Consider the following 14,571-nt stretch of genomic DNA (forward strand, 5'->3'; position numbering starts at 1 on the left):
ATCGAACCCACGACCTCACGGGTATGAACCGTACGCTCTCGCCAGCTGAGCTACGCCGCCATTTTAAGATTGGCTCCACAGGTAGGATTCGAACCTACGACCGATCGGTTAACAGCCGATTGCTCTACCACTGAGCTACTGTGGAATAATGTTGATTTTAATTGTTACGTATGTTTTTGAAAGCTTATTCCAAGAAGTTGGACACCTGCATCTTCTAGCCTATTCAAGGTAGTATATGCTTCGGTGTTACTCGTAGCATATTCGGTGGATGTCTTGCTTGTTGCTCTACCACTGAGCTACTGTGGAATAATGTTAGTTTAATTTGTTACATGTTTTTTGAAGCTTGCTTGTCTTTCTAATTAAGTGGCACGAGATATAATTTATCATATTCAGCAGTTCGTGTCAATCACTTTTTTTTAAAAGAGTTATGTATCAAAAACGACAATATTTACTATATCACCTTTAATTATAAATATCAATCAAAAAATCATAAAAAACAAAATTAATTTTAAGTTTCCTCCTCTACTTTATAATAAACTCGCACAGTAAAGTTAATTACTGTGCGAGAACAAATTACTAATATTATTAATAAACGATTTATGAGTGATCATCTAAGACAGCTTCAGCTATATTAACTGCATGGTCTCCAATACGCTCTAGGTTTGAAATAATATCCACAAACACAATTCCTGCTGAAACACTACAATCCCCTTCATTCATTCGAATGATATGTTTCTTACGGTAATTGCGTTCCATTTTATCAATTTGGTCTTCTTTCTGAACAACAGCAAGAGCTTCTTCGCGATCATCTTTTTCCAATGCTTTGATCGCTTGCTTCACAGTTGACATGGTTAAATCAAACATATTGTTCAGATCTTCTTGGGCTTTCTCTGTAATGAGTACTTTATTAGAAATTTTATAATCAATTAATTCAATTATATTCTCAAAATGATCACCAATTCTCTCAATGTCACGAACCGTGTCCATTAATACAGTATGCTTAGCACTTTCAAACTCAGACAATGAACCTGAAGATATCTTTATTAGATAATCCGTAATACTTCGATCTAGACTGTTTAATGCACCTTCAATTTGCATGGCCATGTCGGAATGTTTCATCTGATTTGTTGATAAATATAAATTTGTTTCTTCTAATCCTTGGTGTGCATACTCACCCATGCGAACAATTTCGCTCTTCGCCTGATCTAATGCAAGAGCTGAAGATTGCTGAATGAAAATAGGATCTAGATGCTTAGGTTTATACTCAATCGTTGTATCCTTTCCAGGAATGATCTTCGTAACCATCCATGCAAGTGCGCCAATAAATGGAAACTGTACAACGGTATTAAAAATGTTAAAGCTTCCATGAGCAAATGCAATAGTCATCTCTTCATTTAGAGAAAGTGAAGACTGCAAGAATACTACAAATTTAGTGAAAACTGGCAGTAGTAACAGGAATATCGTTGTACCTACTAAATTAAATGTCACGTGAACTGCAGCTGCGCGTCTAGCCGCAATAGTAGCACCAAGGGAGGCTAATACAGCTGTAATGGTGGTACCGATATTATCCCCGAATAATACAGGTAATGCCGCATCAAGTGTTATAGCACCTTCTGAGAACAATCCTTGCAATATTCCTATGGTTGCACTAGAGCTTTGCACAATTACGGTAAATAGTGTACCTATCACTACACCAAGTACAGCATGTTCACTCATACTTAGTGTTAACTCCTGGAACGCCTCTAGAGAACGTAAAGGCTTCATACCACTACTCATTAATTCTAAACCTAAGAATAAAGCACCAAATCCAAACACTGCTTGTCCTACCGCAGTAACCTTTTGATGTTTAAAGAAGAAAATTAAAAACGCACCTGCAGCTACAATCGGTAAGGCATATTCTCCTATATCAATCCCAATGATAAATGCAGTAACAGTCGTACCAATATTGGCACCCATAATTACCCCAATTGCCTGTCTCAGGGTCATAAAACCTGCATTAACAAGTCCAACGGTCAATACAGTTGTACCTGAACTACTTTGGATTAAGATCGTTACTACGATACCAGCCAGAACTCCAAGGAATGGATTACTTGTAAATCTATCTAAAATGTCGCGTAAACGATCTCCAGCTGATTTTTGTAATCCATCACCCATATATTTAATACCTAATAGAAAAATACCTAAACCACCGATGAATTCAAAAATCAATTTCTGTACGTCTAGTTCCAATGGATATTCGCCCCTTTTAAGTTATCTTATGTATTCTTGTTAAGACACACCCTAACCATTATTGAAAAAAGAACACGTTTTGTAAAGCAATTATTAAAAACTTTACATAAAATTTACAAAAGAAGAATTAACTATCTATAAAACTATTGTGTGTAATTACAAAAAAAAAATTCCTAAGGTGGGCCCTTAAGAATTATTTATCTGTTCTACTAATATCTTCGTACCATCAACTTGAGTTACGACCACCCGAGTACCTTTAGGTATCCATTGACCATTAGATACTGCACTATAATCTTTATTTCCCACCCTTATTGTTCCTACGGGGCGTAAATCATTAAGCGTTATAGCTTCTTGACTTAATAAGGATTTATATTCAGCATTTAAAGAATTATAGCCTGCTTCACTTGTTAATTTATCTTTTAGTGTAATTTTATTCCACATATCTCGATGCTTAAATACCTTAAGGAAGAACATGGACCCCATTGCACCTAATAATACACCCAGTACAGCATATGTTCCTGTAGCAAAATTTGGTGCTGGTAATGCTACAGCTACGAGCATACTCGCAGTACCAATTACAGCCAATGTTCCATCATTCAGTACTTTACCATCAATAATAATTAGGACAATTCCTACAAAATAAATGATAAGCATAAGAATAAGGGAGTTAGTCTCTAAATATACTGAGAAATAAACAGTAATAAATCCGATACCTAATAAAGCAAATATCCCCCTCATATTAACTAACACTTCACCGATTAGAAATAAAGTTGCCAACCCTGTAATTACTATTGCAATCCATTCCTGAGAAAATATTTCCATATGCTTCTCCCTCTCTTAGGTAATCTTTCTTTATATACGTATAACGAATAAAAAGGGTTTCATAATAAGGAGTAAATTATGAAAAAGTTAATTGTTAATATTTTCATTATACTATTTCTCATCAGTATCTATAAAGACTTATATTCTGGAACAGACTTATCTAACCCTTATAAGGAAAAAACTACCAATGAGGTTACTTCCAGTCCGGACTCCGAATATGATGTAGTAAAAATCAAAATCGTACCAGGTGATACTGTAATATCAATTATCGAAAGACTCAACCCGACCTTGAATAATTTTAATATTGATGAAATAATTACCGATTTTTCAACACTAAATCCTAACACCGAACCGAATAATCTTCAGAACAATCGCTTTTATTTTTTTCCAAAATATACAAATGGAAAATGAGGCTAGGTCATTGACCTAGCCTCATCGTTTATACAAATGGCAATATAAACAGTGTAATTAAAATGGAGATTGCTCCAGCAGCAATTGCAATATTACCTAGTGTATTGGCATGGCGATTTCGTGCGATGAACCCTACTATAATCCCTGCACCACCTAGAAGGATAGGTGCCCAGAAGAATGATGCAATTGATAATGCCAGGGCAATCCAACCTATAGAAGTATTGGCCTCTGTTTGATCATTATTAACTGTAACATTTCTGCGGTAATCATCTGCGGTTAACTCGGCAGCCGTTTCTTCATCACGACTACTGTAGATTCCATCTGTATGACGTGCAGTATAATCCTCTTCACCATGCTTTGGAGCATTCTCAACATCATTTGTACGATTGTAATCGTCCATATAATTGACCTCCTTCTTTAATGATGAGGTGCAGTTCTAGTTTATGAAGAAACAAGGATTTCTATCATGTTACTTTTTGCCATGGAAATTAACCCATTTCGGAACAAACTTTATAAAACAAGTTGAAAATTAACTTCCCTAAGCATATAGTGATAAGCAGAAGGAGGTATTAATATGTCCATCTTTATTAAGCAAATAATTCTAAGTAAAATGAAACAAATTAGCCCTAGTGATGTATTCCATTACTCTCAGGAATATGGATTTACAATTTCAAGACAACAAGCACAAGAAATATCGAATTATGTACGTAGAAATCGAGTGAACCCTTTTGAAAGGAAAGAACGAGAAAAGATGCTTAAAGATTTAAGTGAGATTACGGATCGTGAAACAGCAATAAAAGCTAATCAACTTTTTCAAGAACTGATAAAATCGTATGGGTTAGAGCACTTATTTAATTAAAAAAGCTACCTTTTAAAGGTTTATATACACCTTTAAGGTAGCCTTTTTATTTATTGATTTAGAATTACTTCTTGAAGCTCCGGTTTGAATGATCCATTACGTATCATTTCAATTTCGAATTTATATGGAGGTTTTTTATCTTTTTTATCCAGGCCAACATATGGTGTTTCTAATATTTTTGGTAGTTCAGCTAACTGCGGATGATGAACGATGTAATGTAATGCATCAAACCCAATATGGCCAAATCCGATATTTTCATGTCGGTCTTTCTGTGCTCCACGCACATTTTTAGAATCATTAACGTGAACCACTTTTATACGATCGACGCCAATAATTTTATCAAATTGTTCGAGAACACCATCAAAATCATTCACTATGTCATAACCAGCATCATGAATATGACAAGTATCAAGGCATACCGATAGCTTATCATTATGGGTTACTCCATCGATTATCTGGGCTAATTCTTCAAAGTTTCTACCAATTTCCGAACCTTTTCCAGCCATCGTTTCTAATGCAATTTGAACTTTATCATTTTTATCCAATACTTCATTTAAACCTTCAATGATTCTTTTTATTCCTTCTTCTGGACCAGCACCTACGTGAGCACCAGGATGAAGAACAATTTGCTTTGCACCAATTGCTTCTGTTCGGTCAATTTCACTTCTTAGGAAATTAACACCTAGTTCAAAGGTTTCTGGCTTTGTCGTATTTCCGATATTGATGATATACGGTGCATGTACAACTATATTATCAATACCATTATCAGCCATGTGTTTAATTCCTTCTTCAATGTTTAATTCTTCAATAGGTTTTCTTCTCGTATTTTGAGGTGCTCCAGTGTAAATCATAAAAGTATTTGCCCCGTATGAAACAGCTTCCTCACTAGAAGCTAGGAGCATTTTCTTCCCACTCATTGATACATGTGATCCGATTTTTAGCATTACGATTTCTCTCTCCCCATTATCTCTTTCTATTTTTAGATTTAATAATATTTTTCTTGATGGACTCTTGCTGTTTTTTCATCTTTTTCTTGTAGCCTGGTTTTACCTTTTTCGGTTTACGAACATGTTTCCAAGCTTCTTTTTCTACATTGGTAGTTGTTTTAAGTCGAAGGTTACGTTCGTTCCAAGACTTTGCATCTTTCCATTCACCATTTCTAACATCATAAAAAATAAATTCAAGTCCCTTTTGTTCCAGTTTATCAATTAACTTCAGGTCATCTTCTCTGTACAAGCTTATAGCCGTACCTTCCATGCCTGCTCTAGCAGTTCTTCCTACGCGATGGATGTAAAACTCCTCTTCTTTCGGAAGTTGAGCATTAATAACGTGACTTACTCCTTTAATATCAATCCCTCTGGATGCTAAATCTGTTGCAACGATATATTGATATTTGAGGCTTTGTACTTCCTTTAATACTCTTTTACGTTCGCGAGGGGTTAATCCCCCGTGTATCATTCCCACATTTAAACCTTTATCTAATAATTTTTCATGTAACTTATTAGCATTTTCTTTACCATTTGTAAAAATGATAGCGAGGTAAGGATTAATCGCCTTCGAAATCTCAAAAATTATGTCATCTTCTTCACGATGCTTTATGGCGATTAATCGGTGCTCCATTGTTTCTGGAGACAATTCATTTGCTATCTTTACATGTAATGGGTTTTCTAAATATTTTTTAAAGAAGTGTTCTAATCGTTGTGGAATAGTTGCAGAAAATACCATTAATTGAATATTTTGTTTACAGCGAACTAATAATTGATCTACATCATCAATAAAGCCTAAATCAAGCATTAAATCTGCTTCATCAATAACAAATGAATTAGCAGAGTAAATAGAAATAGCTTCCTCTTTTACTAGGTCCAGAATTCGTCCAGGCGTACCAACGATGATGTGTGGTGGTTCTTTTAATTTATCCATCATCTTTTGCTTATCAGTTCCACCAACTAACAGTTTTGCTTTCCAAACTTCTTCTTTTCCTGCAAGCTTAATTATCTTTTTTACTTCATCATATAGCTGTGATGCGAGTTCTCTTGTCGGAGCAGTGATAATACTTTGAACTTCTTTTTGTTCTTCTACCAACTTGTTAAAAATTGGAAGAAGAAATGAGTGTGTTTTACCTGATCCTGTATGGGATTGTCCAATAACACTTTTCCCTTTTTTAATAGCTGGAATAACCTTTTCCTGAATCTCCGTTGGTTGATGGAATTCAAGCTTTTCTATGACCTCCATCATGACTGGATTAAATGATAACGTTTTAAATGTTTTATTCATGAGAAATTCTCCTTTAATACCTTCCAAAACTATAAACTATCTGTATTGAAACGGGTCCGTATTCTTTTTGGATACCATAATTTCAATCGATTTGTCCAAAGTTGCTTCTTGGCTTATCTTCTCTTCTAAATACTTTTTTGTACCTTGTTTCATCACTTGTTCTATATAATGCCCAGCATCGATAACAGAAATTCCCATTTCAATTGCTTCTTGTGCAAAATGAAAAGTCATATCGCCAGTAATATACACATCGGCTTTTTTATGTAAAGCTGCGTGCATATATTTTTCTCCACTGCCACCTAAAATAGCTACTCTTTTTACCTTACTATCTAGGTTGCCTGAGACTCTAACCTTATCTACTTCAAATACTTTTTTCACGTGTTCTATAAATTCTTTAAGGCTAATTACTTCTTTAACAGTCCCTATTCGCCCTAATCCATAAGATTCCCCTTTGTTATTTAAAGGGTATACATCGTATGCAACTTCTTCATACGGATGTGCATTAATGACGGCAGTTAGCGTATTCGATAAATTTGAATTCTTAACAATTGATTCAACCTTAACTTCTTGTACACTTTCAATCTTATCTAGTTCTCCAATAAAGGGATTCGAACCACTTAATGGCTGAAATGTACCTGTCCCATTCGTTTGAAATGTACAATCGCTATAATTACCAATATGCCCTGCTCCTTCGTTAGATAGCGCATTGGTAATTGCACTTACATGTGTTTCGGGCACATAAATAGCTATTTTATATAGGGATTCCTGATTAGTTTCCACTAATATGTCTTTGTTCTCTAGTCCCAATAAATCAGCTAACATATCATTAACACCACCTGTAGCAACATCAAGATTAGTATGTGCTGCAAAGACTGTGATATCATGGTCAATCAATTTCTTAATTAGTCTTCCACGCCAATGGTCCAGGTTAATTTGTTTTAGCGGCTTAAAAAATAAAGGGTGATGAGCAATGATTAGATCTACCTCATTCTCAATCGCTTCATCTACTACCGTTTCAAGAACATCTAACGTAACCATAATTTTTTTTACAGGTTTAGTATGAGAACCTATTTGCAACCCTATATTATCCCAATCATAAGCAAACGATGTCGGTGCCCAAGCGTCTATTATTTTGAAAATATCGGAATTAGTTGTTTGGGCCATCTTCCAATACCTCCCTAATCCATTCTAATTGCTCTTGAAATTTATTGATTTTCGAAATATCTTGCACCTTAGCATTTTTCATCTGATTAATAATTCGACCCAGTTTCTCATATTCAGAATGCCATTTTTTATAGAATAAAGGATTTCGCTCCTCTAACAGAATTGGGCCGAAAAGAAGTTCTCGTTCAGTCAACTGATTTGAATCTGGTCTTCTTTTACCTACAACGATTTCATAAATATGCCCATTCTCTTCTAAAATAGCTTCATCGTATATACTAAAACCGTTTTCTACGTACCAACTTCTCACATTCTTTTCGTCAATGTTTGGTTGCGCAATAATTAAATTTACTTTTCCAAGCTTTTCTTTGCCACTTTCCAAGATGGAGCGAATTAACGATCCGCCCATTCCAGCGATTACTACCTGATTAACTTCGTCTTGTTGTAATACAGATAATCCATCGCCAAGTCTCGCATCAACTACTTTATCTAAGCTATACAAATTAATGGTCTCTCTAGCACTAGCTAATGGACCTTCATTGACTTCCCCTGCAATTGCCCGAGCTTCAGGGTCCTTCTTGCAAATATAACATGGAAGATAAGCGTGATCGGAACCTATATCAGCAAAATTTGCTCCCGTTGGTAGATAAGATGCAACCTTTAACAGCCGTTTTGACAGTTTAATATCCTCCGCCATGAGTAACCTCCAATATAGTTAGAAATATAAAAGAAAAGCTTTCTGTATATAGCAGAAAGCTTTCCCCCGCAACTAATTATTTTTTCTCGCTTAACCATTCAGAAATAATAGCAATTTCTTGTTCAGCAAGCTTTCCATTAAATGAAGGCATTCCATTATCTGTACCATTGGTAATTATTTCTTTAATTTCATCTAAAGATAATTCAGCACCAATAGCAGATAAAGCTGGGCCTCCCCCACCTGCTAGATCAGCCCCATGACACATTAGACAGTTAGCTTCATAGATAGCTGTTGGATCTTCCACAATTTCCTCTTCTGCTTGTCCGTGGTCATCACCAGCAAGTTCTGCACGTTGGTTGATGCCGACAAAAGCGATTACAATTACTACTAGTATCCCAGTTATAGCAATTAATGCATATGGGATTAATGGGTTTCGTTTCATTAGTATTTCCTCCTTATGTATCCCCGGAATATAAAAATTATTCCACAAAGCTATATCTATTCTATATGAAAATCTCTTTAGTTAAAAGAAAAAAGATGTGAAAAATTTACGAACAAAAAAATAATGATAGCTACAATACTAGAAATTAATAAATAATTATACTTTAATTTACGACTTAAGACAAACCAGCCTAAAAAGTTAAGAGAAAACATAAAAATTGTCACGTATTGATTTAGTTGAAGTATGTTAGTAATAAGATCCGTTATCATTAATAACAAAACAAGTAAAACTATTATAGATAAATGTACGTAGTTTATCCTTCTCGTATATAAATAACGTGACGTCCAAATTGCATATCCCGAAAAAAGAACTAAAATACTAAGTTGCAAAATGATATCAAATTGAGTAAAATAAACTACAAGAAATGAAAACGGTACCATCAATGTTAATAAAATCAATTGGATATAAAGAAAAGTATTCTTTTTGTTATCCGCGGATTCATTGTTATCTTCACCCTGCGTATATAAAGCCAATAAAAAATCACATTGTGTTTCCGGAAGTAATCTATGTTCCTTCCAATACTTTATCTCTTTAACGATAGTATTGGTGCGGTCATCTGCCAATTTTCATCACCCCAATGCAGATAAAAAGCTACATAACAGCTAAAAAAAGAAGGAAAGTCATTGCCCGTAATAGTGACCAATGACCTACCTTAATTAATCTAGAAAGTCTTTTAATCGTTTACTTCGACTTGGATGTCTTAACTTGCGGAGTGCTTTCGCTTCTATTTGACGAATTCTTTCTCGAGTTACACCAAATACTTTACCAACTTCTTCAAGCGTGCGTGTACGTCCGTCGTCAAGACCAAAACGAAGCCTAAGGACATTCTCTTCACGGTCAGTTAATGTATCTAATACATCTTCTAACTGTTCCTTTAATAATTCATATGCTGCATGGTCAGAAGGTGAGACAGCTTCTTGATCTTCAATGAAGTCACCTAAATGGGAATCGTCTTCTTCACCAATAGGTGTTTCTAATGAGACAGGTTCTTGAGCAATTTTCAAGATTTCCCGAACTTTGTCTGGAGTAAGGTCCATTTCTTCACCAATTTCTTCTGGTGTAGGTTCTCGCCCAAGGTCTTGTAATAATTGTCTCTGAACACGAATTAATTTATTTATCGTTTCAACCATATGGACCGGTATACGAATCGTTCTTGCTTGGTCCGCAATTGCACGGGTAATCGCTTGTCGGATCCACCAAGTGGCATACGTACTAAATTTAAAACCTTTACGATAATCAAACTTTTCAACTGCCTTGATTAAACCCATGTTACCTTCTTGTATAAGGTCTAGGAATAGCATTCCTCTACCTACATATCGCTTAGCAATACTTACTACTAGACGTAAATTGGCTTCCGCAAGTCTTTTCTTGGCTTCTTCATCACCTTTTTCAATGCGGGTTGCTAATTCGATTTCTTCTGTTGCGGATAGTAAATCTACTCGACCAATTTCTTTTAGGTACATTCTCACTGGGTCGTTTATTTTTATACCTAGTGGAACGCTTAAGTCATTGATATCAAACTCTTCTTCTTTCTCAATTTCTTTCATTTTGGGATCATCTTCAGATTCACCTATTACATCAATTCCTTGATCAGCAAGGTGCTCGTAAAATTCATCCATTTGATCGGGTTCGATTACAAAATGCGATAAACGATCGGCGATTACTTCATATGCAAGTTCACCGCTTTTCTTACCAATTTCAACAAGCTGTTCTTTGGCTTGTTCTAAAGTTAACTCAGGCTCATTTTCTTTCGTTTGTGAAGGTTTATTCTCAGCCATGAGTCCCCCTCCTTCCATACTACTTAAATCAATTTAAATGTTTTACTTGTCTTTGTAATTCTATAATTTTCAGCGCAATCTGAGCTGCTTTAATCGGGTCTTGCTGTTGTTCAGCTAGCCTCTGTTCCTCTTTTAGCTGTTTAATACTTACCCCAGTACTACTTTCATTCAGTATAGTTTGTATATAGTCATTTATTTCTTTATCACTAATATCTGTCTGAGTAGGAATCAATGCAAGCTCTATAACCAACTTTCTAATTTTTTCATCCGTAATGCGGTCAATAAAGATACTAACATCCTCAGGATTATCTTCTTCATAGTAAGCATACAGATGTGTGGCTATAATTTTATGATCATCAATATTAAATGATATTCCTACTTCCTCTTGGACTTTATCAGCAATTGATCGGTTCTGAAGCATATAAGCTAACAATTGTCTCTCTGCGTTATGGAAAGCTGGCAATAATTTACCACTTGACATTTTTACTTTATTAGTATATCTGTCTTTTTCCCTCTTATCCTTGTCAGAACCTGATTTTTGTCTATATTGGTTCACTTCTTCAAGTAAAGAATCTACTGAGATATTATATTCAGCACTTAATTCTTTAACGTAAAACTCTCTTTCTACAGAGCTTTCTAATTTGGCAAGTTCTTTAAGAACTTCCTCTAAATATTTTATGCGGTCCCCCTCAAGACTTAGGTTATACTCTCTCTTTAAGTACCGCATATAAAAACTCATAAATGTCTGGCTTGCTTCAATAATCTCTCGCTTGAAAGCTTCGCCACCAAATTCTTTTATAAAGCTATCTGGGTCGAGGTTGTTTTTGAGGTTGGCTATTTTAACCTGACACCCTAGTTGGAGTAACAACTTTGACGCTTTATATGTGGCTTCAATTCCAGCATTGTCACCGTCATAACAAATTATAACTGTTTCTGCATATCTTCTGAGTAGCTTTGCTTGTGTTTCAGTTAATGCAGTCCCCATTGTAGCTACTCCATTTGGGACACCTGCTTGATGGGAGGATATTACATCCATATACCCCTCAAATAAGACAACTTCATTTTGCTTTCGAATATGTTTCTTAGCTAAATCAAAGTTGTATAGAATCTTTCCTTTTTGAAACAGATCAGTTTCAGGACTATTTAAGTACTTTGGCTCCATACCTTCCATAGCTCTTGCACCAAATGCAACTGTCTTTCCTAAGTGATTTCTAATTGGGAAAATAACCCTCCCTCGAAATCGATCAGTTACAGTATCATCTTGGCTGCGGATTAACAAGCCATATTTTACAAGCATTTGTTCATGGAAGCCTTTTTTCTGTAGGAATGTTGCTATAAAATCCTTAGTATTTGGTGCAAATCCTAATTGAAACGTATCTATTGCCTCAATTGTAATGCCTCTATCCTGAAGATATTCAAAACCTGTCTTACCATCCTTCGTATAACGAATAAGATGGTGATAAAGCTTTGTTAGCCATTCATGAGCAGATAGTACCTGTTGACTTTCCTTGGAAAGGGTCGATTCTTGTTTCATAGCATTACTAGGTAGCTCAATACTAGAACGCTCTGCAAGGTGATTGATAGCTTCAAAAAAACTAAAGCTCTCCATTTCCATTAAGAAGGTTACAACATTTCCTCCCTTACCACAGCCAAAGCAATGAAATATTTGCTTTTCTTGCGTCACAGAGAAGGAAGGTGATTTTTCCCCGTGGAATGGACAAAGTCCAAAATAGTTTCTTCCTTGTTTCTTTAATTGAACATATTCTCCAATTACATCTACAATATCATTTGCATTTCGAATCTGTTCAATTAACTCTTCCGATATTTGGTTCGCCATATAAACCACCAGATTTTTTAGGATTTTATATAAATATTATAATTCGATATTCCCCTAATAAAATCCTTCATATTTCGACAAGTTTTTTAGGTTAGTCGAAAAAAATACCTTCTATTATGTAAATCTCTTAGAAGGATATTGAAGTAATCATGATTCACATTAAGGCTTTTCTCAATCCTTAACTCTTTTTGGACTAGTGTATATTTATTTAGTCTAATAATACTATTCTACAAAAAGTTCCAGATTCCTTCTTTAAAATGAATGTTTTATTTTTCAGAATATCTTATTTTGTGTATGTGTACTATTCTATACAATATCAACTATTTTTACACAAAATTTAATTATAATACATTTTCTCAAGAATTACTATTAAACAATTTAAAATATGCTTTGTTTTTTTAAAATATCACTAAAAACCAGTAATAAAGGAGCACCCCAATTGGCAATGCTCCTTTTAACTCTTAATTATTCAGTTATCAACCGTAAGATATGATTGGCTGTTTCTTCTACTGCTTTATTCGAAACATCAACAACTCTACAACCAATTCTACCCACTATTTTATCAAAATAATCCAATTCCTGATGAATTCGTTTGATATTTGCATAGGTAGCCTGGTCCCCTAGACCTAATGCTTTCAATCTTTCTTTCCGAATGTCATTGAGTTTAACTGGATCGATGCGTAAACCTATACATTTCTTCGGGTCTACCATGAACAACTCTTCAGGTGGCTCAACTTCAGGTACTATTGGGATGTTGGCAACCTTTATTCGTTTATGAGCAAGAAACTGAGATAAAGGTGTCTTAGAAGTTCTAGACACACCTATTAAAATGATATCCGCTCGAGAAATTCCTCTTGGGTCACGACCGTCATCATATTTTACCGCAAATTCGATTGCTTCTACTTTTTTAAAGTAATCCTCATCTAATTTGTGAACTAATCCTGGTTCTTGTCGAGGTCTCTTTCCATAGAACTTTTCCATTGATTCCATCATTGGACCCATAATATCTATTGCTTCAATTGATAAATCGGCGGCCCTTTTATTTAAATAACTCCGTAGAATTGGGTCAACTAATGTAAACCCAATAATTCCGTCTTCATCCTTAGCACGGTTTAATGCTTCATCTATCGTCTTTGTATCCTCAACATATGGAATTCGTTGAATCTCATAATTCTGCGTATACTGACTCAATCCAGCTTTTATTACTAATTCAGCTGTTTCCCCTACAGAATCCGATAAAATAAAAACTGGTTTATTCGTATTCATTCGCATCATCCCCCTAGGGTTAGATATGGTGATCTGTTATTAGTTCCACAAACACTTTTGTAATCGTCGTTTTCGTGACTCTTCCAACAACTTCTAATCCTTTTGGAGTATCTTTGACAACTGGTAGTCCATCAATTTGTTTGTTGATTAATTTCTTAGCCACGTCAATCAACAAATCCTCTCTCCTGCAGATCGTAATATTAGGCATTCTAGTCATAATGATATGAACTGGAAGAGCGTTTAAGTCTTGCTTTCCAATTGCTGCTCGTAACAAATCCTTACGAGAAACAACTCCTGTTAAACATGAATTTTCATCAACAATAAATAGTGTGCCTACATCTTCTAAGAACATTGTTGAAATCGCATCATAAACAGAAGAACTCTCTTGTACTACAATTGGTACAGATTGATACTCATATACTTTATATTTTTTAATTTTTTCCGTTAACAATTCCGATCCAGTTTTCCCGGTGTAGAAGTAGCCCACTCTTGGTCTTGCATCTAAAAATCCAGCCATAGTTAAAATAGCTAAATCAGGCCGTAATGTCGCGCGGGTTAAATTCAGTTTCTCTGCAATATGCTCACCTGTAATTGGACCGTTATTTTTTACTATCTCTATTATTTTCTCTTGTCGATTGGATAATTCCACCATTCCACACCACCCAACGGTTTAAAAAAAGACATACTGTTTAATAATATTATAGCCTATTTACACAGGAAAAGGAAATTAGGTTA

14 protein-coding genes and 1 tRNA gene are annotated in these 14,571 nt (G+C 35.0%); 2 read left to right on the forward strand and 13 right to left on the reverse strand.

From position 1 onward, the window contains the following. Positions 1 to 70: 70 nt before the first annotated feature. The 3 genes from TE34_RS18525 to TE34_RS18535 all read right to left on the reverse strand — a co-directional run bounded on the left by TE34_RS18525 (position 71) and on the right by TE34_RS18535 (position 3,051). Positions 71 to 145: transfer RNA gene (locus TE34_RS18525), tRNA-Asn, on the reverse strand. Between the two features lie 452 nt (positions 146 to 597). Continuing rightward, the gene (locus TE34_RS18530) at positions 598 to 2,229 is read right to left on the reverse strand and encodes a Na/Pi cotransporter family protein (protein WP_047986303.1); all 1,632 of its coding nucleotides are present in this window, start codon (positions 2,227 to 2,229) and stop codon (positions 598 to 600) included. A 186-nt stretch (positions 2,230 to 2,415) separates the two neighbouring features. Next, a complete protein-coding gene (locus TE34_RS18535) occupies positions 2,416 to 3,051 on the reverse strand; it encodes an NfeD family protein (protein ID WP_047986304.1) in 636 nt (211 codons plus the stop codon). A gap of 78 nt (positions 3,052 to 3,129) precedes the next feature. On the opposite strand from TE34_RS18535, the gene TE34_RS18540 reads away from it, so the two are divergent. Continuing rightward, entirely contained in the window at positions 3,130 to 3,462 is a 333-nt protein-coding gene (locus TE34_RS18540) for a hypothetical protein (RefSeq protein ID WP_047986305.1), read from the forward strand. 28 nt (positions 3,463 to 3,490) lie between these two features. Here TE34_RS18540 and TE34_RS18545 read toward each other — a convergent pair whose 3' ends face one another. Further along, the gene (locus tag TE34_RS18545; RefSeq protein WP_053075137.1) at positions 3,491 to 3,862 is read right to left on the reverse strand and encodes a DUF4190 domain-containing protein; all 372 of its coding nucleotides are present in this window, start codon (positions 3,860 to 3,862) and stop codon (positions 3,491 to 3,493) included. Positions 3,863 to 4,036: 174 nt separating this feature from the next. Here TE34_RS18545 and TE34_RS18550 point away from each other — a divergent pair, with 174 nt between their 5' ends. After that, on the forward strand, positions 4,037 to 4,321 hold the full coding sequence (locus TE34_RS18550; protein ID WP_047986306.1) for a DUF2624 domain-containing protein: 285 nt from the start codon (positions 4,037 to 4,039) through the stop codon (positions 4,319 to 4,321). Positions 4,322 to 4,371: 50 nt separating this feature from the next. Here TE34_RS18550 and TE34_RS18555 read toward each other — a convergent pair whose 3' ends face one another. The 9 genes from TE34_RS18555 to TE34_RS18600 all read right to left on the reverse strand — a co-directional run bounded on the left by TE34_RS18555 (position 4,372) and on the right by TE34_RS18600 (position 14,488). Beyond that, the gene (locus TE34_RS18555) at positions 4,372 to 5,265 is read right to left on the reverse strand and encodes a deoxyribonuclease IV (RefSeq protein WP_047986307.1); all 894 of its coding nucleotides are present in this window, start codon (positions 5,263 to 5,265) and stop codon (positions 4,372 to 4,374) included. Between the two features lie 19 nt (positions 5,266 to 5,284). After that, a complete protein-coding gene (locus TE34_RS18560) occupies positions 5,285 to 6,595 on the reverse strand; it encodes a DEAD/DEAH box helicase (protein WP_047986308.1) in 1,311 nt (436 codons plus the stop codon). 36 nt (positions 6,596 to 6,631) lie between these two features. Further along, positions 6,632 to 7,759, reverse strand: a complete 1,128-nt coding sequence (locus TE34_RS18565) for a Nif3-like dinuclear metal center hexameric protein (protein WP_047986309.1) — start codon at positions 7,757 to 7,759, stop codon at positions 6,632 to 6,634. Further along, the gene (locus tag TE34_RS18570) at positions 7,743 to 8,453 is read right to left on the reverse strand and encodes a tRNA (adenine(22)-N(1))-methyltransferase (protein ID WP_047986310.1); all 711 of its coding nucleotides are present in this window, start codon (positions 8,451 to 8,453) and stop codon (positions 7,743 to 7,745) included. The genes TE34_RS18565 and TE34_RS18570 overlap by 17 nt, the downstream gene beginning before the upstream one ends. A 76-nt stretch (positions 8,454 to 8,529) precedes the next feature. After that, complete coding sequence (locus TE34_RS18575) at positions 8,530 to 8,895, reverse strand: c-type cytochrome (RefSeq protein WP_047986311.1); 366 nt, start codon at positions 8,893 to 8,895, stop codon at positions 8,530 to 8,532. Between the two features lie 716 nt (positions 8,896 to 9,611). Then, a complete protein-coding gene (gene rpoD / locus TE34_RS18585) occupies positions 9,612 to 10,733 on the reverse strand; it encodes an RNA polymerase sigma factor RpoD (RefSeq protein ID WP_047986313.1) in 1,122 nt (373 codons plus the stop codon). Between the two features lie 28 nt (positions 10,734 to 10,761). Next, the gene (gene dnaG / locus TE34_RS18590) at positions 10,762 to 12,570 is read right to left on the reverse strand and encodes a DNA primase (protein WP_047986314.1); all 1,809 of its coding nucleotides are present in this window, start codon (positions 12,568 to 12,570) and stop codon (positions 10,762 to 10,764) included. A 465-nt stretch (positions 12,571 to 13,035) separates the two neighbouring features. Continuing rightward, positions 13,036 to 13,836 (reverse strand): pyruvate, water dikinase regulatory protein, encoded by an 801-nt coding sequence (locus tag TE34_RS18595; protein WP_047986315.1) that lies wholly within the window; start codon positions 13,834 to 13,836, stop codon positions 13,036 to 13,038. 19 nt (positions 13,837 to 13,855) lie between these two features. Continuing rightward, on the reverse strand, positions 13,856 to 14,488 hold the full coding sequence (locus TE34_RS18600) for a helix-turn-helix transcriptional regulator (protein ID WP_047986316.1): 633 nt from the start codon (positions 14,486 to 14,488) through the stop codon (positions 13,856 to 13,858). Between the last annotated feature and the right edge of the window lie 83 nt (positions 14,489 to 14,571).

Origin of the sequence: Ornithinibacillus californiensis (genome assembly GCF_001038485.1) — a bacterium.
In the GTDB taxonomy this organism is placed as follows: Bacteria; Bacillota; Bacilli; order Bacillales; family Amphibacillaceae; genus Ornithinibacillus; species Ornithinibacillus californiensis.